The sequence below is a fragment of the Streptomyces sp. NPDC090106 genome, assembly GCF_044747265.1.
In the GTDB taxonomy this organism is placed as follows: domain Bacteria; phylum Actinomycetota; class Actinomycetes; order Streptomycetales; family Streptomycetaceae; genus Streptomyces.
The window spans coordinates 37,934-55,125 of record NZ_JBIVDS010000027.1 but is presented as its reverse complement, the minus strand read 5'-3'; the positions used below and the strand labels follow the sequence as shown (position 1 = coordinate 55,125).

At 66.0% G+C, this 17,192-nt stretch carries 14 protein-coding genes; 2 read left to right on the top strand and 12 right to left on the bottom strand.

Annotated features, from left to right (window positions below; genetic code table 11):
- Nucleotides 1-1,367: 1,367 nt before the first annotated feature.
- The 10 genes from ACIPSE_RS45240 to ACIPSE_RS45195 all read right to left on the bottom strand — a co-directional run bounded on the left by ACIPSE_RS45240 (nt 1,368) and on the right by ACIPSE_RS45195 (nt 12,096).
- Nucleotides 1,368-1,967, bottom strand: a complete 600-nt coding sequence (locus tag ACIPSE_RS45240) for a hypothetical protein (protein ID WP_401675652.1) — start codon at nt 1,965-1,967, stop codon at nt 1,368-1,370.
- Nucleotides 1,968-2,128: 161 nt separating this feature from the next.
- The gene (locus ACIPSE_RS45235; RefSeq protein ID WP_401675650.1) at nt 2,129-3,025 is read right to left on the bottom strand and encodes a hypothetical protein; all 897 of its coding nucleotides are present in this window, start codon (nt 3,023-3,025) and stop codon (nt 2,129-2,131) included.
- A 13-nt stretch (nt 3,026-3,038) separates the two neighbouring features.
- Entirely contained in the window at nt 3,039-4,229 is a 1,191-nt protein-coding gene (locus ACIPSE_RS45230; RefSeq protein ID WP_401675648.1) for an NlpC/P60 family protein, read from the bottom strand.
- Complete coding sequence (locus ACIPSE_RS45225; RefSeq protein ID WP_401675646.1) at nt 4,230-5,018, bottom strand: hypothetical protein; 789 nt, start codon at nt 5,016-5,018, stop codon at nt 4,230-4,232.
- Nucleotides 5,019-5,022: 4 nt separating this feature from the next.
- Nucleotides 5,023-7,059, bottom strand: coding sequence for a hypothetical protein (locus tag ACIPSE_RS45220; RefSeq protein ID WP_401675644.1), 2,037 nt, complete (start codon nt 7,057-7,059; stop codon nt 5,023-5,025).
- A 2-nt stretch (nt 7,060-7,061) separates the two neighbouring features.
- Nucleotides 7,062-7,673, bottom strand: a complete 612-nt coding sequence (locus ACIPSE_RS45215) for a hypothetical protein (RefSeq protein ID WP_401675642.1) — start codon at nt 7,671-7,673, stop codon at nt 7,062-7,064.
- Nucleotides 7,670-10,219 carry an ATP-binding protein gene (locus tag ACIPSE_RS45210; RefSeq protein WP_401675640.1) on the bottom strand — a complete coding sequence of 850 codons (2,550 nt, stop codon included), beginning with the start codon at nt 10,217-10,219 and terminating at the stop codon, nt 7,670-7,672. Before ACIPSE_RS45210 ends, ACIPSE_RS45215 begins: the two co-directional genes overlap by 4 nt.
- The gene (locus ACIPSE_RS45205) at nt 10,216-10,779 is read right to left on the bottom strand and encodes a hypothetical protein (RefSeq protein ID WP_401675638.1); all 564 of its coding nucleotides are present in this window, start codon (nt 10,777-10,779) and stop codon (nt 10,216-10,218) included. Before ACIPSE_RS45205 ends, ACIPSE_RS45210 begins: the two co-directional genes overlap by 4 nt.
- Nucleotides 10,779-11,126: a hypothetical protein gene (locus ACIPSE_RS45200; RefSeq protein WP_401675636.1), complete on the bottom strand. Its 348-nt coding sequence runs from the start codon at nt 11,124-11,126 to the stop codon at nt 10,779-10,781. Before ACIPSE_RS45200 ends, ACIPSE_RS45205 begins: the two co-directional genes overlap by 1 nt.
- 85 nt (nt 11,127-11,211) lie before the next feature.
- A complete protein-coding gene (locus ACIPSE_RS45195; protein WP_401675634.1) occupies nt 11,212-12,096 on the bottom strand; it encodes a conjugal transfer protein in 885 nt (294 codons plus the stop codon).
- Between the two features lie 279 nt (nt 12,097-12,375).
- On the opposite strand from ACIPSE_RS45195, the gene ACIPSE_RS45190 reads away from it, so the two are divergent.
- Complete coding sequence (locus tag ACIPSE_RS45190; protein ID WP_401675632.1) at nt 12,376-12,924, top strand: helix-turn-helix domain-containing protein; 549 nt, start codon at nt 12,376-12,378, stop codon at nt 12,922-12,924.
- A gap of 407 nt (nt 12,925-13,331) precedes the next feature.
- On the opposite strand, the gene ACIPSE_RS45185 is transcribed toward ACIPSE_RS45190, so the two are convergent.
- Complete coding sequence (locus ACIPSE_RS45185) at nt 13,332-15,602, bottom strand: hypothetical protein (protein WP_401675630.1); 2,271 nt, start codon at nt 15,600-15,602, stop codon at nt 13,332-13,334.
- Between the two features lie 179 nt (nt 15,603-15,781).
- Between ACIPSE_RS45185 and ACIPSE_RS45180 the strand changes: the two genes are divergently transcribed.
- The gene (locus ACIPSE_RS45180) at nt 15,782-16,228 is read left to right on the top strand and encodes a hypothetical protein (protein WP_401675628.1); all 447 of its coding nucleotides are present in this window, start codon (nt 15,782-15,784) and stop codon (nt 16,226-16,228) included.
- On the opposite strand, the gene ACIPSE_RS45175 is transcribed toward ACIPSE_RS45180, so the two are convergent.
- Entirely contained in the window at nt 16,225-16,806 is a 582-nt protein-coding gene (locus ACIPSE_RS45175; protein WP_401675626.1) for a hypothetical protein, read from the bottom strand. The two genes, ACIPSE_RS45180 and ACIPSE_RS45175, sit on opposite strands and share 4 nt — an antisense overlap.
- Nucleotides 16,807-17,192: the final 386 nt, after the last annotated feature.

Here is a 17,192-nt window from a genome sequence, read left to right as displayed (position 1 = left end):
CCGCACCGCGAGAGCGCGAGCCGGGCACTGCGTGCCCGGCTCCAACAGGCCCGCTGTGCGGGCCCGTTGGACTCCGGCCGCTACGCGGCCAGAGCAGGGGCCTTCCGCTGCGCTCCAGGCCCCGAAAGGCGCAGCGAGGAGAGGGTGGCCGGGGTGGTGGGGCAGGCGCGGGAGCGGAGCGCGTGCCGCCGGAACCCTGACTTCCGGTCAGGGTTGGATCCGTGCTTCAAACTTGGAGCCCAGATCTATACTGGACTGAGCACCTCTCACCGACACCATTCCTGAAGGTGCATGAAAAACACTTCGCGCTGAATGCTGGAACCGCTCGCCGGTGAGACTCTCCGTGAAAGTGCTTCTTTTTCTCGGGGTGGATGGATTCTGGAATGGCCCGGTATTGTCGCTGCACTTTCCCCGCGGCATTCCTCGGATGACCTGACCCCGCAGCATATCTTTTGACGGCCGTAGGCCGTTTCCATTGCCCCGCAGGGGCGGGCCCCGGCGCGAAGCGCCTTAGAGGGGCCCACCGCGATAGCGGCGGGCCGACAGGCCCGGTTTCTTTCCGTCCCGTGACCGAAGGTCACTTAAGGGGGCGGATTTCCATTCGGGGCCCGCGAAGCGGGACCAGGCCGCCCGTGGCCGAAGGCCACATAAAGGCGGCCCAGCCCGAAGGGCTGTCGATTGGCCGCGCATTTGGGCAACGAAAAGAGGGTGGCCGATGAATGGCCACCCTCTTTTCGTTGCCCAGTCGTTACCTAGGCGTTTCTGTCAGCCCGCCGTCATTTGGTCGAGCCAATCGGCGGGTTCCATCCCGTCTTCTGACTTGCCATAGGCCGCGATTGCGGCGCGGACCTTTTCCGCGTCGAGGCACCCAGAGTGCCGGAACATCGAGGGCGGGTTGCCGTTCCGCCCGCGCAGGTGTGACCAGTAGCGAGGGCCCTGCCACCCGCAGAGCTCGCACCGGAGGACCCAAGGGTTATCGGCCCCGGGGTATCCGCCGAGAGGAGTCCAGAGGAATTCCGCAAGTCCGGCCATTGCCTTACCCGCCGCCTCGATATTCCGAGGTGTTGCGGGCATCCTGGCGTGCAGAAGCGGCACGGGACCGACGAGGAGACCGGGCATTACTGCCTGCTCGTCAGTCTCAGGGTGCGGGACGAGCTGTCGCAGGTCGTACATTGCGACGAGGTATGCGGCGGAGAGTTCCTTGCCTGCGCTTCCGGCACCAGTTCGGATCTCTTCCGAATGCCCAACCGGGGCGGCGTACCAGGCGCCATGCCAACGGTAGATGCGGCCGATGTGGAATCCGTCGATGCGGACGGGGTATCGGCATTCCTGGTCTGGAGTGCCGAGGTGGTATCGAAATTCTCCGCTCACTTGGCGTGCTCCATTTCCGGGATGTAGAGACCGGCTTTCATGGCGTCGAGAACATCGGCGACGGCCCACTCAAAGGCGTTCAGGATTCCCGCCTCGAAATAGGAGTCGAGGGGTTCGTCGAGGTACTCGCCGAGGTACTCGTGAAGCCTCTGGCGAGCCTTGACCGGATCATCTACCTTGCCGAGCGTGCCGGTGTCGTCGACGACCCAGACCTCGAATCCGTCGAGGTCGATGTCGCGGCGGTCGAGGAGGTTTCCGCACTCGGGGCATCCGAACAGGCCGTCGGGCCGAATTCGGTAGGCCGAGAGGCCGCCGCATTGCGGGCAACAAATTGGGGTCACAGAAGTGAGCGCCTTTCGTGTGTGCTTCCGGGGCGTGACCCAGGAGGCCGCACGGCGCGGCGTGTGCTTTTCGGCCCGGTGCGCGCCGAAGGCGCAGGGCCGAAAACCCTTTTGCCGGTGCGCGCCGAAGGCGCAGGCAAAAGGGCGGTCCGCGAAGCGGACCGAATCGGCGGTGAACGCGCCGAAGGCGCCCGCCGATTCGCCCGGAGGGGCCGCCAGGCCCCGCAGGGCGGTGCGCGGCGTGCCGTGTGGCACCCTGGGCCACGCCCCGGAAATAAGGGCCCGTGAGGGCCTCTAAGGCGGTGTGGCGCGCCTCTGCTGCTCCCGCTGCTCCCTGGTGCGCACGGACGCTGAAGAAGACAGATGGGCCCCCTCCCAATCGGGAGGGGGCCCATCTGCGACGGCTGTTGCCGTGGCTATGCTGCGCCGCTCTCAATCCAGCCGACGACGGATTGTGCGCGTCGGCGGTGCTCAGGTGCGGGGAGGAAGGCGAGGAGGGTCAGGAGGGCGTCGGCAAGGTCACGGGCCGTCTCGCCATCCTGTTGGATGAGGAGAAGCCAGCTCCCGTGTGCGTTCCTGATCGTGCGGGCAGTCTCGCTCGTGTCGGGGGCTTTCGCCTCATGGCGACGCTGCGCCGTCTCGACGAGCAGCTCTGTCGCTTCTGCCCACTCGTTTGTGTGGGTGGCTGAGAGCAGGGTGAGCCAGGCGCGGACGCTCGCGATGTTGATGCTGTAGGCGTGGTGGGGGCCGTACTGCTGCTTGAGGGCTGTTTCGAGGTGCCCGGCTGTGGTGGCGCCGTCCGGGTAGGCGCCGGCTTGTACGCGAGTGGTGAGCTGCGCCCACAGGAGGCCGAACTCGGCAGGCAGGGAAGCACTCCAGAGGTCGAGGCCGGAGGCAGTCCGGGCGATCCGTTCGGGGTCTTGTCCCTTCCAGTCCGGGCGTTCTTCGCGGCGCATTGCGACCGTTGGCTCTCCTGCGTCGAGGAACTGAGGGACACGCGGCGCGGGCATGGGCGGCATGGCGGGTTCCGGCGCTGGTGTGGGGTGCGGGTGGCCGAGGGTCGTCACGGTGCCGTCCTCAGCGACGATCAGGGGCCATGCTGCGCCGTCCGCTTCTTTGGCGATAACTCGTACCGGTCGACCGGCAAAGGCGGCCTTGATGCGGATCTCGGCGAGGGCCGCTATGCGGGCCGCGGCGGGATCGAAGCCAGGTCCGGTGATCTCCTCGCCGTTGACCGAGGCGGCCCCGGTCGCGGTGACAGTGATTGTGTAGATCGGTGTGAGGGGAACGGCGGTGGGTTCGATTTCTGCCATGGCTGTTCTCCGCTCATCCACCTTTGGGGAAATAGGGTGGCGCCCATCCTAGGTAGGTTGCCCCCCACTTTGTTTCGATGTCCGTTGCCGGAACTACGTCAATATAGCCCGGATTGACAATGTCATTGCTCGCGATTTGTCCATCTCCTAGATAGATGGCGACGTGACCAGCCCTTTGCCCGGTGTCCCAGTACATTAGGGCGCCCGGCGGTGGGTTGCGGTCCTTGTCGTGCTTCATACTCGCGGGCATTTCCTTGTAGTGGTCAATCGCGTAACCCACGCCTGAGTAGGTCCACCCGTACGTCCTGGCCACGAATGCCAGGCATGCGCGATACCAGGTGCCAGCGCCGAACTCAGCTTCGTGCTTGGCCCACGCGATGGCGTCCGCGGTGGAGCGGGGGTTTGCCACCTCTGCGGGCCAATCCGCGGCCCCGTCATGGAAGGGATCTCCGGGCGTTCCGTCCGCGCCGTCCTCGGGATAGCAGGAATCTTCGGCCTGGCCGTCATCGCCGTTGGCGTCGTCGTCGGCCTGGCCGTCGTCGACTGCACCGTTCTTGGCAGGGCGGTCGAGGTCGATCCCGGCCTCGTGCGCGATCTGGCGGGCTGCGGTCTCCTGACCGGCGTAGAGCTGCTCGTACTCTTCCGCGGGATGCTGGACGGCTGCGGCAGCCTCCCACATCTGCATGGACTCCCAGCCCGGAATGTCTGTCAGGCCGTCGATGCCGGCGGCGGAGTCTCGGTCTGAGCCGAAGAAGAACATTCCCGCGGCGTACTTGGGTTTCATGATGTCTTCCTTCGACCCCCATCCCTGCGATGGCCGCTGCTGGAAAAGTCCGAGCGAGTCGGCGTGGCCGTAGTCGATGTTCAGGAGCGTGCTCTCCTGAAGTGCCGTCATGAGGGCAATGAGGGTTGCCCGTCCGGAGAGGCCGCCGCTTTCGGCTACGTCGTCGATCGTCTCAGCGTTGGCTATCTGCTGTTCTCTGGTGTCTGCGTCGCCCGGGTTCTGGGCGTCGTCGCCGTAGTCCACATCGGGGGTTCCGCGGTCGCCGCACGAACTGCCGTAGGCCTGTCCCCCGCCGCCGCCGATGGCGCCGACGAGGAGCAGGCAGACCGTGAACACGACGAACGCGGCTCCCATCAGCTTGTACTTGAGGAGTCCTCCGCCTCGCCCGGCGATGGCGAGGGCGAGCTTTCGTGCGTCCACCTACAGCCCCAGGATTCGGGACACGCGCCACCCATCTTCGGTGGTGGTCAGTTCGAGGTTCAGCTCGTGCGTCTCGCTGTAGTCGGTGTATCCCTCAATGTCGACCTTCGTTGTGACCGTCCGCCAGACCCGGAGGGGTGTGTCGATAGGGAGGTCATCTCCGGCGGGCCCGGCTTTGGCCGTGCGGACGGTCGCGACTCCGCCGCGGCTGACGAGCTTGCCCCAAGAGGGGTCTTCCTGACTGGCGAGGTTGTTCGTCAATGCAGGGGTGAGATAGGGCGCGGCTCGACGGATGGATGCTGCGTGGTCCTTGTCCTGTGGAGGATTACGGGTGAGGTAGAGCCGCACGGCTTCCTCGGCGACGTGGTCCGGGTCGCCGAGGTCGACCGTCGTAGACGGCGACGAGCTCGGCGTCGCCGAGGTTGGAACCGGGCTGGCCGCAGGTTTGCCGTCGTAGCCGCTGGGGGCCGCTGTGGCTGTGGCGGTGACGTGGGTTCCCTCGTTGGTGCTACCGCCGAGGAGGCTTGGCCATACGTACTTGGTCACCACGCCGGCACCGAGGAACACCGCAACAATGATCAAGGCGACGGTGGGGCGGATGGGTTCCCGCCGCCGCTGTTCGCGCACCCACTCTTTCGCGTCTTCACGGACCTGGTGGCGGTGCTCTCTCTTGGCTTCTCGTCGTTGCCCGCGGCGGCGGCTGATCTTGCCGATTTCATCCGGGTATTGGTAGGACGCCAGGATGTCGCGCCACTCCTGGGGGGTGCGCTCTTCACTGTCCTTGGCCATTGGTTCACCCCCTATTGGTGGTCGGGTTGCGGCGAGGTGTTGCCGGAGGCTCGCGCCGGGTGGGTGCAGTGACTCTGGCTGGCGGAGCGGTGCGGGCCGGTCGTGGCGGTGGTCCATTGGGCGTCGACCGGATGACCGTCGCAGGGATGACGCGGATTCCGCCGTCGGGACCGGCCGCCGGCGCCTGCCGGAAGGCGTAGTTGGGATCGCCGTCGGGACGCATTGATGGTGAGCCTCCGCCTGTGGGGCGATGGGGTGTGGGGGTGCCGGTCGGCGCTGGGGGCAGGGCGGGACGGGTGTGTGGGGGCAGGGGACTGGTCGCGCCTGGCTGACCGTCGCGGGTAACGGTGATCAGGGGGGCATCCGGGCGCGGGCTGCCTGTCCGGCCAGGAGGGAGGGCTGGGCTCGGTCGGCCGGGTGGCAGCGTGGGCCCGCCAGGTCCCGGGGTGGGGCCTCCGCCAGCGGGCCCGGGAAGGGGTCTGGGCAAGGGGGGCCGGGGCCGGGGCACGCGAGTGACGGTGATAGTCGGGTCATCGCCGCCGCCACCGGGCGGAAGCGCGGGGTTGTCGGGCCCCCCGGGGCCACCAGGTCCAGGGCCGGGAGGAGTGGGCGGGCGCCGGCGTCGCCGCGGAAGCGTGATGGGAGGCTGCGGGATGCCGAAGCCTCCTCGTCGGCGTCGCGTGCCGGAGTTGGAGCCGCGTCCTCTGGTCAGCAGGGCCGCGGCCATCATGCCGTTGGTGGTGCCGCGTACGCCGAAGATCTGCGCGACAACCGCCCTGAAATTCGCGCCGACGACGGCCACGGCGATGCTCAGGCCTGCGGAGGGGAGCCAGCCGTATTGGCCAAACATCGTGGTGGTGGCGGTCTGGAGTGTCAGCACCGCGCCGAGCGTCATGGTGGCGATCGTCGACTCAAGTGCGCGGGCTAGGAGTTGGTCGAACCAGGCGAATCCCCATTCCCGGGGCCGCCCCGGGATCACCCAGAGGCACGCGAAAATTACGCCCGTCAATAGAAGCATGAGGGCGCCGAGGAGGCTTGCCAATGAAGTGAAAGCGAGCATGAGAATCAGCGCGGCAAACAGGAGGATGGAGGCCAAGGAGGGAAGGACGACCATGATTCGACCGACCGGGCTGTGTCCCTGACGCCATGTCACGCTTCCGTCGCCGACGGCTTCCGTGGTGACAGTTTCTTGCAGCCACTCTTTACGCTCTTGCTTGTCGACTCCGATGTCGAGTAGGTCAGCCCCGTATTTCTCGCAGACTTCAAAGCTTCCAAAGTTGGCTACGCACCAGGGACTTGCCACGTATGCACGCCACACGGCGTCACTGGATTTGCGGAGCATGTTGTCACGGTTGTTTTCCGTGAACTTCGGATCGTGGTCCATTTTAAATGGATAGTCTTGGGTGCCGTCGCCGAGGCCTTCGGCTGTGGCGTTCATGGTGATTGTGGCGCCGATTTGCCGGACGCTGTCGAGTCCAGCTACCCAGACTTGAGGGCTGGTCAGGAGCGACATGGAGACTACTCCGGAGACGAGGACCCACGAGATTTGGGACAGGCCTCCGCCTCCGCCGCCCTTGCGGTGCTGCACAAACGCGATCAGGCCGCCGACCGCGAGTGCGCTCGGGAGGAGGGTTGCAGTCAACCCCTTGGCGGCACCGCCAATGCTGTTGGTGATGGCATTTTCAAGCGCGGGAATCGTGGTGAGCTGGAAAATCCACTGCACGATGACGACGCAGGCTTGACCGAGGGCGGCGATGATTCCCATGCCGACATCGGCAACGAATTCGGCCATCGGGTCGAGGAAGTCCCACTCTCCGAAATCGGAGTCGAGTTGCCACAGATTCGGGTTTCCGTAGGTCTCGTAAAGGGTGCCTTCCCCCTGGGGAACCTTGCTGTCAGGTGACGGCATCAGGTCGCCGATTCCGGCGGGGTCGATGTCTGCGGCGTGTGCGTTGCCCGCGATCAACATCACTGTGGTGACCGCGAACAGAACCGGGATGACCACGTTCCGCATGCGCGGCAGGTGGCTATAGACGTGCACGGTTACCCCCCTGACAGGGCGGTGCGGACCGGCGAACCGTGGCCCGTGTCGCCTGCTTGTACGTCCTCGTGTTGGTCGACAAGCCATCGCCCGCCCTCGTCGACCAGGCGCAGCGCGCGGCGTGTGGTGGTGGCGTCTTTGCCCGGCCATTGCACGGTGTAGGTGATCAGCACGCCGTACCCGGCCGGGTGGTCTCCGGCGGCCGGAACTTGCACGACGCCCGAGGCGGAGACGGTACCGGTGGTGGCTCGGTCGGGGCCGCTAGGCGAGCTGGAGGCGATCGGGTCGGGTGTCGAGCCGTCGGCGTAGGTCGGCGGCGAGTACGACGGTGAGGGACTCGTCGGGTTCGCGGCCGGTGCATCCTCGGGAGTGTTGCGCTCGACGCAGTCCGCGACGGAGCCGTGCCTCAGCCGCGGTGTGCTCAGGTCGCACGCAGTGTGCCAGTCAAGGGAGTTGGCTGCGGACTGGTAGGCGCCGGCCGTCTTGAGGACTGCGTCGGTGGTCGCCTTGTGCGACCCGTTCCCCTTGTCGCTGTCGCTGCTCGACGAGGAGCATCCGGCCACGGCCAGGATGCTAGCGGCGAGGACGCTCATCGCTGCTGCCTTGCGCGTCATACGTCCACCTTTTCCATGGTCACGGGGCCGCTGGTGGGCTGAGTCGCCTTGGGAGAGGTGTCGAGGAGTTCCAGGAGCTCATACGACGGCACGTCCCACTGGACCGTGGCGCAGTTGAATCGGCGGTCTCGAATCACGCTGTGCCCGTGCCTGATCTCTCCATCCGGCAGGAGCCCGATGGACTGAATCAGTGCCCGGGTGTGGGCGTCCTTGGGCAGGCCGAGAAGCTCGGCTAGGGCGTCTTGTTGATCCCTCGTGGTGAGCTGGAAGCCAACCACTGTGTTGAGCTGCTCAATGACGCCAACAAGTTGGAGGATGCTCTCCGGGTCCTGCGTGTCGAGCAGCATCCCCGTACGCAGGGCTCGACCAACTCGGGCGACGTACGACAGGAAGTTCGCTCCTTCCCGAGTCGCCGTAAGAACGTGGACCTCTGGCACGCACACGGTCTTACGCAGGCCGCGCAGGTCTCGGCGGCCCGCGGTCGTGACGCCGTAGGCAAGCATCGAGTGCATGAGGGCGACGGAGAGGCGTTGCATGGGGGTCCAGTCGCGGCGGCCTGCGTCCGGTCCCGGCAGGGAGAGGCCAGGCATCTGCACGACCCAGATCCCCGGGGCCGGTACGAGGGGCGGTGCACCGCCGACCGGGCGACCCATGAAGGGTGCGCCCAGACTGTTTTGGCTCAGCTCGTAAAGAGCGTCGCCGGTCTCGCGGGCGAGCTGATCGTCACTGTGGCGCAGGTGCTCAATCACCTTCCACGTTGCGGGCTCGCCGCCGCTGATCACCTCGTTCACGGCGCGGGTGATGGGGGTCTCGGCGCCCCGCTCGCGCAGCCACTCCGGAATGGCGATCGAGAGTTGCGCCGGCACCTCGCCGCGGGCGACGTCGATACCTTCGGCGGCAAGGAGACTGAACAGGTCGGCAACTCCGGCGAACTGCGGGCCGGTCTCGATGAGGTGCGCTGTCAGGCCGTAGCGGCGGGCAGCGGTGACAACTCCCCCGAGGTCGCCTTTGAAGTCGAGGGCCAGGCAGTATCCGCCGCGGAATCCGGCGTCGAGCATAGACAGCATCATTGCGGTGGTCTTGCCGCGGCCCGACCTCCCGCAGTAGAGGGTGGTTGTCGCGTCGCCTCGATCGGACCCCGCTGTGACGTCGTTACGGAAGACGCCGGGGGTAGAGCCGGTGAGGTATCCGACGATAGGGCCGTGATCGTCACCGACCTTGGCGCCGCCCCACCACCAGGAGCCGGAAAGTGCGGTGACGTCTCGTGTGTGGCCGAGGTCGGGCACACGGATTTGATCGCCGGGCTGCGACTCAAGCCACAATTCGCGCTGCTCCTCCTCTCCGATAGTGACCTCGATACCGAGTCCGCCGTAGTGGGTGATCACTGCGTCGATGCGAGCGCGTAGATCATCGAGGGAGGTCTCGCTCATCACGACCAGGCGCGGGTGGTCCTCAACTAGCGTGACGTCCTCACGCCGCATCTCGCGGGTGAGTTCGGCCATGACCTCTTCGGTCTCTTCAATGTCACGGCCGGGGTCCTCGGCGGAGGCGCTCGCGGCGCTGCGGCGCTGTTCCTTGGCCAACCGGCGGGCTTCGTCGACCTTTTTGAGCGCGTCACGCTTGGGCATGACGCGGAACCGGACCGAGGCTTCGGGGGATACGGGGAGAATCAGCGCGGACGGATCGAGGTCGGGGTCGAGGTCGTCCTCGTCTACGTTCGGCACATAGTTGATCTCGCTGAGAACCCTCAGCCACTCGCCGTTACCCGGCGCTTCCATGATCTCGGGGAATCCGGTCATGGTCAGCACTGACACCCAAGCCGCTGTCTCCCCGTGGGCGTTGACCACGCGGAGGTGGTCGGGGTGCGGCAGAATCCGGCCCCGGGTCAGCGCTGCCATCTGGGCGCCCATGATGACGCCAGCATTCGCGGCGGGCAGCGGGGCTGCGCGGTGTTGCTCGCGAGAGATCATCCACGCGAGCATCTCGACACTCGCGGGCTGCGCCTTCCAGGGGGAAGACTCCAGTCGGCGGCCGAGGCGTCTCATCTGCGCGTCGAGCCGGACTAGCTCTCTGTTCTTGATCGACGAGTTGAGGCCGAGGCCCTCTTGAATGCCCTTGCGGGAGGCCTTGGCCGCCTGTCCGGCCCGCTCGGTCAGGCGGACACCCAGAAGCAAGTGCCGGGAGGGCAGGCCGATCTGTTCCAGGCGGCTGACACGCAGGCTCGCCCATTCGTCCCACGCGCCGGCCGTGAACAGTTCAGCGGCCTCGGCCTTGTAGTCCTCGGCATGCAACGGTGACCACAGAACCCGAAGGTGGCAGTCGTGCCCGGCCAGCGTTCGAGCCAAAGCCGCGTTTGCGCTGTCGAGCTCAGCGTCTCGGGCTCCCTCGCTCATGAGGTCCGTGTTCGAGGACGCGAGGACGTACCAGGCTTCTGCATGGCTGGTGGTCACTACCAGGCCGTCAGCGAGAGCGACGTACTCCGGTGCGGCGGCCGACCTGTCGCCGCCAAGGCCAAGGAAGTTGCCGATGCGCTGCGCGATCTTCACGTGGTCCCTCTCTGCTTGAGTGCCCTGCGTCCGTACGCCCTGACGACGGCATCGGGGCCGAAGAGTCGGGGGCGGGCTGCGAGTCGAATCGGTGCACCGGCTCCCGTCGGCGCGGACTGCTCGGCTCCGAGCCACCGCTCGACGAGGCCGCCGAGGGGAGATTCGAGGAGGATCTCGAACTTCGTGGACCATCGGGCCCGGCGGCTGATCCACTCACTTCGGGATGCTGCCCGTCGTCCGCCGCAGATGATCGGCCGGTGGCCGAGGACGAGGTATCGGAAGGCGATCGACCACCGAGTGATGTTCCATCGTCGGTCGACGACCCGGGAACGCTGCGTGCCGTAGACGGTGGTGATCAGCGGGGGCAGGAAGTAAGCCGTAAAACTGATCTTGCTCGGGAAGCCGAACAGGAACAGCAGCGGAGTGACCCACAGGGCGTAGAGGCAGAGACCGAGGACGAGGGCGCGGCGGGGCGCCCCCTCCCCCAAGTCGAGGCCCATGAGCTCGTGCTGCTTGGTCTCTAGCTCGAAATGGCGTGTGTACGTGTGGCCGCTACGCATCAGCCCATGACCTTTTCCCAGACTGCGCCAAGGACGTCCTTGGCGTCGTCGGGAAACCAGACCAGAGCGGCAACGAAGACGGCTCCGACGCCCATCGTCACCATCTCCCCCCATTCCTTTTTGACGAAATGCCCGAAGGCGCGAATGGCCAGGAACGCGCTGAACAGGTTCCCAACAACGATCAGAATCCAATCCTTGAGCTCGTCTCCGGTCGTGAGATCTGCCGCAAGAAAGGCAACGGCCGCAACCTCTACCCGGTAGGCGTGGGGCGCAACGGACGCGAGCCGGGCCCTGAGCCGCACCCGGAGGGCAGACTCGGCGACCCGTTCGCGGGTGTGTGACAGCACGGGCGGTTCCCCCTTGTACGTGAATTGACATGTTGAGCTGCACCTATGAGGGCTGCTCATGTTCTGTGAGCTGGGCGCATGCGGGCTAGAGCGATCCGCCGAGGACGTCTGACACCTGCCACCGTTCGGCGTCCGGGCTTGAGACTCGGGTGAGATGGACTCGATAGACCTGGTCGACCGTGGCACCGCCGAGAGCCCAGGTGACGTGTGCTGTCCCGGTGCGGTCGTCGCCGCTGCCGGTGTCGGCGGACCAAGAGGTGAGGGCCTCGTACTGGATGCCGACCGGCAGCGCTGGAACCTTTGCGCCTGGTGCAGTGACTGTGTCGACGTCGCCGCCGGCGTACGCCGAGAAGAACGTGTCAACCGTGTCTTCGGTTGCGGTGCTGAGGTCCTGATCCGTGTTGGCGGCTGGCAGGTCGGGTGCCTCTGGACCGGTGGCCGGGATGCCGACAAGGCCGGGTTGCCCAGTGACGACGATGCGCCCCGCCGTCTCGACCACCGGCACGTCAAGGCCGATCCATCGGGCAGGCTCCTCGGTCGCCTTCTTCTCTGCCTTCTCTGTCGCCTCTGTCTTGATCAGGGCATCGACCCGCACGCGGGCCTGATGCCCCCTGCCGGTGGTGACTGCGCCGGGCTGAACAGCCAGCACGCTTTGACGTCCGTGGCCGTCCCATCCCATGGCGGTATCTGCCCCGGCGGGCAGTACGGATGCGAGGAGTTGCTCGCGCTCCTCGGCTTGCGTCTCGTCCCATCCGAGGTACGCACGGGCGAACCGACCAGCGACGGCCTGCGCCTCCTGCTCGGGGTATGCCTGCTTGGTCTGTGCGGGCTCAGCCGCGGGCGTCTCACCCTTGGACGGGGCAACCCATGAGCGAACTCCTGTGACAGCCGCGAGGATCACCACCAACCACAGCAGGCCCCGGCCGAATCTGCGAGCGAAGACGACGCCGGAGTTTTCATCCTCGGGCACCCAGGTGGTGACCGGTTGCGAAGGAACTGCCGGGGGCGGCGTAGGGGCGGGCGCTGCCGCAGCATGCTGCTTGGCGAGTTCGGCCCCCGCCGTCTCCCACGGATTCAGCGGAGTCGGGGAGGCATCATCACTCTGTCGAGGGACACTTGTCTGTGTTGCTGCGCCCGCGCCTGTTGACTCTGGCAGCCCCGCGATTCTCCGGAAGACACCTGCGACCGACGGCACCCCAACCTCCCCCGTTTCCAAGCGCTTTCGCGCGCAGGTGACCGACCATATGCCGTGAGTGATCACAGCGTCAAAGAAGTTCGTAACCGCGGGCAACCGTCTGTGCCGAACCTGTGGCACCCTTCCGGCGGCCGTGATCAAGGGTGGCTAGAGTGCCGCCCCGAACCGACAACGAACGGGGGGCACGAACGGGTGCGCATACGCCGGGGAGAGCTGCGAGATCTGCGGATCTCACGCGGGTGGACACAGGATGAATTGGCCTCATTGGTCGGTTGCTCGCGAAGCTCTGTCGCCACATGGGAGACGACTGGTCGCCCTCCCCGACCGAACCGGCTGAACCTACTTGCCGGAGTTCTCGGGGTTCCGGTTTCTCGCCTCATCGAGCCCGGCCGCTCTTCGATTCTTCGCCGTCTGCGCACTTCGGCTGGACTACTGCAAAAAGACGTTGCATTTCTGTTGAATGTGGGAGCGCCAACATACTGCGACGTCGAAACGGGCCGCCAAGAAATCCCGGAAAGGTGGATTCCAATTCTGAGCAAACGTTACGGCGTTACGCCAAACACGATACGGGACTTACCGAAAAAGGACGCAACCAGCAGCTGAGGCGGGGATAGGGATCTGCGATTCCTATCCCCGCCTCACCTTCCCGTCACTCTACCCCCGACCTTCACGAAACCCTCTCCGGAGACCTATTTGCCTCCGCTTGGCGATTTCGACGGGTATTCGGATGCCGCCGATCAGAGTCACACCGAGAGGCGCCTCACGCACTCCAGACGCAACAAAGGGGTTGCCGTCGACTATTCGATCACGCCGATGAGAAGGATTACCCCGTAAGCCCTCATGGATTGAATAGCTCATCTGATGTGCAGCATGATCCGAGGAGAGCGGGCGCCGTCTCGACTTGCTCACGGCCGCAGTGAGCGGAAAACCTCCCTTGCAAGGAACACCTGACCTCACCTTCGAGCTTTCCTCTTGCAGTGGCCGCATGTAAGGTCTCGACCGGCCGCCCCTCAGGAACTCGACGCTCCCTCTTCTCCCTTATCATCCGCTCTACGAGGAGCGGTGTTTTTCCTCTCTTGCCATGCCACCCATTCCGCATGCCAGGATCTGAGTTCGTCCTCGCTGTAGTAGGACGTCTGGCCGTCGCTGACGCCCTCGGGAGGATTGATCCCGCGTGCTGAACCGCGCTTGAAATATGTTCGAGTGGTGGATGCCTTCCACGGGAGAATGCCGCGCTCGTATGCGGCGGCGAGGCTGTACGTCTCGGGGAGCTCCTCCTCCTGGTCCTCGACCTTGACGAGCTCCGACCCGGCGCCGGCGCCAGTCGCGCCCGGTGTCGCGTCGGCTGTCGCAATGGCTGCTGTCGTGCGCTGTGAGCTGGGATTACCCACTGTGATCCCCCGTGCTCCCGCCGAAGCGACAGCAGGCAAGCTGGACGGGCCGTACTTGCCTCCTGGCAGAAAGTTGCCCGTGGCTGCGGTGGCGTTCACCTCGTCGAGTAGTTCGGGGGTGATCCATGGCGCGAGCTGTCCTGTATCGAACCAATCCGGGGCCGGTACGCATTGGGATAGGAGTTCTCGAACCTGGGGTGTGATGTACGAGGGCTGAATCTCAAGCACGCGGACGTGATCTGAACCGGGGTCTTGCCGCTGATCCGTGTAGGCCCCGCGCCCGGGAATGCTCGTGTCGTACGAGATAACGGGGGTGCTCTGCCCAAAAGCGACACTCCAAGAAATGCGGTCTTGTTGCCCGACCGTCATTTTTGTGCCGATCTGCGCGCGCTCCATCGTGCCACCGAAATAGGCGTTGGCGAACTGCTGCGACCCGACAACGACGCGATGATCAGAGGAACGCCCTGTGAGGAGGGTAATAGAGAGCCAGTCGAGAAATGGGGGGGTGCCCTTCCCTTTGAGGCCGTACCGCCACCACGTGTATGCGAGCTTGATCAAGGTGGGGAGCTCATCCACGACAAGAGTTCGCGGAACGAGTTGGGCACGCAAGGCCGGATCGGCTCCCTTTTCCACGGCTGCTTCGGCCGCCATCGCAGACGTAAGGAACTCGGCGAATGCTGCCACACATTCACGTACGGTCTTGTGAATCCGAACTCCGGAAAACCCTTCCGCTTCAGCGAGAGAGTTCCTCTTGGTGTCGAGGATGTCGATAAGTTCACCGTGCTGACGCGCATGGACGACCGGAATATAGAGGACCGTCGATTTACCCGAGCCGGTCGCGCCTGCCACACCCCAATGTGGTGTTGCGGTCTTTGTGTGAACCTCTACTTCAACGATCCTGTCGCCGTCGATGGCAAGGCCGACGAACACGCGGCGAGGGTCACTCGTCGATTTCCACGGGACGTATTGAGGAAGGACAGGCTTAGGAACAGGTTTCGGCTTCTGAGTCCACCGTACGTAGTGCTCTCTTTCAGTCCGATTCCATTCCGGAATCCATTCGCCGGGAACTCGCAGTTCGACAATCCGTTCAATCGCGGAAACACCTTCGGGACCACCTACCCAGCTAACGGGCAGACGGAGGACGATCTCGGCGCCGTCGGCGTTCATTTCGTCAGGGATCGACAGCCATCTCGCGCGAGGTTCCTTGTCCTCCATTCGGAGGATTTGACGGACTCCGGCCCACACGCCAGGACCGTAGATTTGTCTATCTGTCCATACCGGTTGTACGCGCCACAGCGCGAGCCCTGATGGTCCGGTGAACGCTGCCAGATACGCCGTCACTGCGACTGCAATAAGGGCGAGTTGCGTCTCGTGGGGGTATCGCCAGAGCCCCCAGCCGACCAGCAACGGCAGGAGGCGGACCACAGAGCGCACGGCATACGGCCATCGATGCCAGAGACTCAGGACACGCCACAGGCCCTCCAAGGCGCCGAACAGGGCCCGGACGGGGTCGAGTACGAACCTGGCGCTGCCGGGGCGGTTGGATTTGTCGAGCGAGACACCAGCACCGCCCTGGGAGGCGTCTTTGCCGAGTTGGTCAATCGGCGTCTCGGTGGCCCGGTCGTCCGGCAGCGGGGCGCCGGCACGCCACCACGTAGCTTCGCTGCGCGGTTCGGTGACGAGCTCGCGCCCGGCGATGTACCGGGCGATGCCGCCGACTGCCGCGCCTATCCCCCTCTCGATGGAACGGTTGAACTCCGCACGCTGAGCGGGCGTTCCCTGCTGAGCCATTACCGCGACCACGACCAGCAGTCCGAGGCCCAGGCCGCCAAGGCTGAGGCCGCCGCCCGGGAGCCTGTCAACGAAGTCCGGAAGGGCTTCGGCTTCCACTGTTCCCCCTATCTGTCGGCACCCCTTGGAGAGGGGGCGCGTCTTGATCCTCGCGCACGACGCAGACAGCAGGACGCGGGTACTCCCTCTGAGACGTGTCCAGCCCCACCGCCCGGGGCGGTGGGGCTGGACACGGGAACGTTGACGGGATCATGGGGACGGGCCGCTAGGCTCCCGGCATGGACCGCCCTTTCGTGGACGAGACAGGAACCGGCGCGGAGGCCACGGAGTGCGAGCCGTTCGCGCGGGACGGCCGACCGGTGTGTGATGTGTGCCCCTCGCTGCGACTCGCAGGCGGCCGGTTCGACGTGGTCCCCCGGCCGTCTCGTGACTGCCCGTTCGACCCGTTGAGCGGCCACCGATTCACCAGGGCCGGGGTCCCGGTGTGTGTGCATCCGGAGCGGGTCGGCCTGCCCCCAGCGCCCTATGCCAGCAATGCTCTCCCGCTGCCGTGGGAGACCCCGCCGCCGGTAGTGGCGGCCGAAGTCCCCCTGTGGGTGCGGACGATGCTGGACGCGGCACCGCCTGAGATCTGCGAGGACGTGATCAGACAGGCCACTGCGATTCTGCTCGCGTCGAACCCCGAGACGGACATCACGGCCGTGCTGCGTGCCGCGCTCAGCTAGGCGGCGACGGGTTCGAAGGTCAGGCGGTGTTCCCTGCCGGAGCGCTCCATGCCGATGCTCTCGTAGAGGGCACCGAGCACTCGGCGGCGGCGAACCACCTCTTCGTGATCCAGCCAGTACCGGGCCGGCGGCTCTCCCCAGGCCAGGGAGTAGCACGTGTGCGTGTAGCTGTCGCTCCGGTAGTCGGTGTGCTCCTGGTCGGTCTGGTGGATGACGGAGACGTCGAGCGAGGCCGCCATCCGCGCGACCAGCTGTGCTTGGGCGAGCATCGCGTGCGTCATCTCGTCGACCGGGACGGCGATCGGGATCTCGGAGAGCTGGTCGTCGCCGGTGATCTGGTGCACGGCTGCTTTGAGGGCCAAGGCCCTCAGGCCCTCTTCGAAGAGCTGCGGTGCGTCGGTCTCCAGGTGCCATTGCTGCACGACCGGGAATCCGGTGAAGCACTGCCAGTCTTCGGAGTACTCCAGGGAGGCGGCCCGGAACGCGTGGAACTCGGAACTGTTCCTGATCTTGTCGAGGATGCTCCTCGCCGTGTCGGCGACGACGGCGGGCGCGGGCAACAATTCTGCCTGTGACATGCGGTTTCCTTCCTCGGGTGGATCGTCTGAAGGGGCAGCCCGCTATGGGGGTCGGGGCTGCCCCGGGCCCGCACGGCGGCCTTGCCCTCGTGTCGCGTGCGGGAGTTCGCGCCGCCCCGGGCCGCAATGGATTAGGCGCAGGGTCCGCGGCCCGGGACGGGGCTCTGACCGGCGGGGCCGGGGGCATGACGTCATCCCCGGCCCCGCCGGGGTCTATGGGGTCATGCCGTGTGCTTCGGTCTGGGTGTCCGGACCGTCCGGGATCGAGACCGGCGGCGGCGCGGCCGTTGCCCGCGGGGCCAGGATGACGAGCGGCGGCGTCAGGCCGAGGGCGGCAAGAACGAAGAGGGCGCGGCCCGGTCGCGACGGGCGGGCGTGTGCCCCGC

Coding starts and splice junctions, on each gene's coding strand:
- ACIPSE_RS45175 (WP_401675626.1), bottom strand. CDS start 16,806: ATGTCACAGGCAGAATTGTTGCCCGCGCCCGCCGTCGTCGCCGACACG.
- ACIPSE_RS45180 (WP_401675628.1), top strand. CDS start 15,782: ATGGACCGCCCTTTCGTGGACGAGACAGGAACCGGCGCGGAGGCCACG.
- ACIPSE_RS45215 (WP_401675642.1), bottom strand. CDS start 7,673: ATGACGCGCAAGGCAGCAGCGATGAGCGTCCTCGCCGCTAGCATCCTG.
- ACIPSE_RS45235 (WP_401675650.1), bottom strand. CDS start 3,025: ATGGCAGAAATCGAACCCACCGCCGTTCCCCTCACACCGATCTACACA.
- ACIPSE_RS45205 (WP_401675638.1), bottom strand. CDS start 10,779: ATGCGTAGCGGCCACACGTACACACGCCATTTCGAGCTAGAGACCAAG.
- ACIPSE_RS45225 (WP_401675646.1), bottom strand. CDS start 5,018: ATGGCCAAGGACAGTGAAGAGCGCACCCCCCAGGAGTGGCGCGACATC.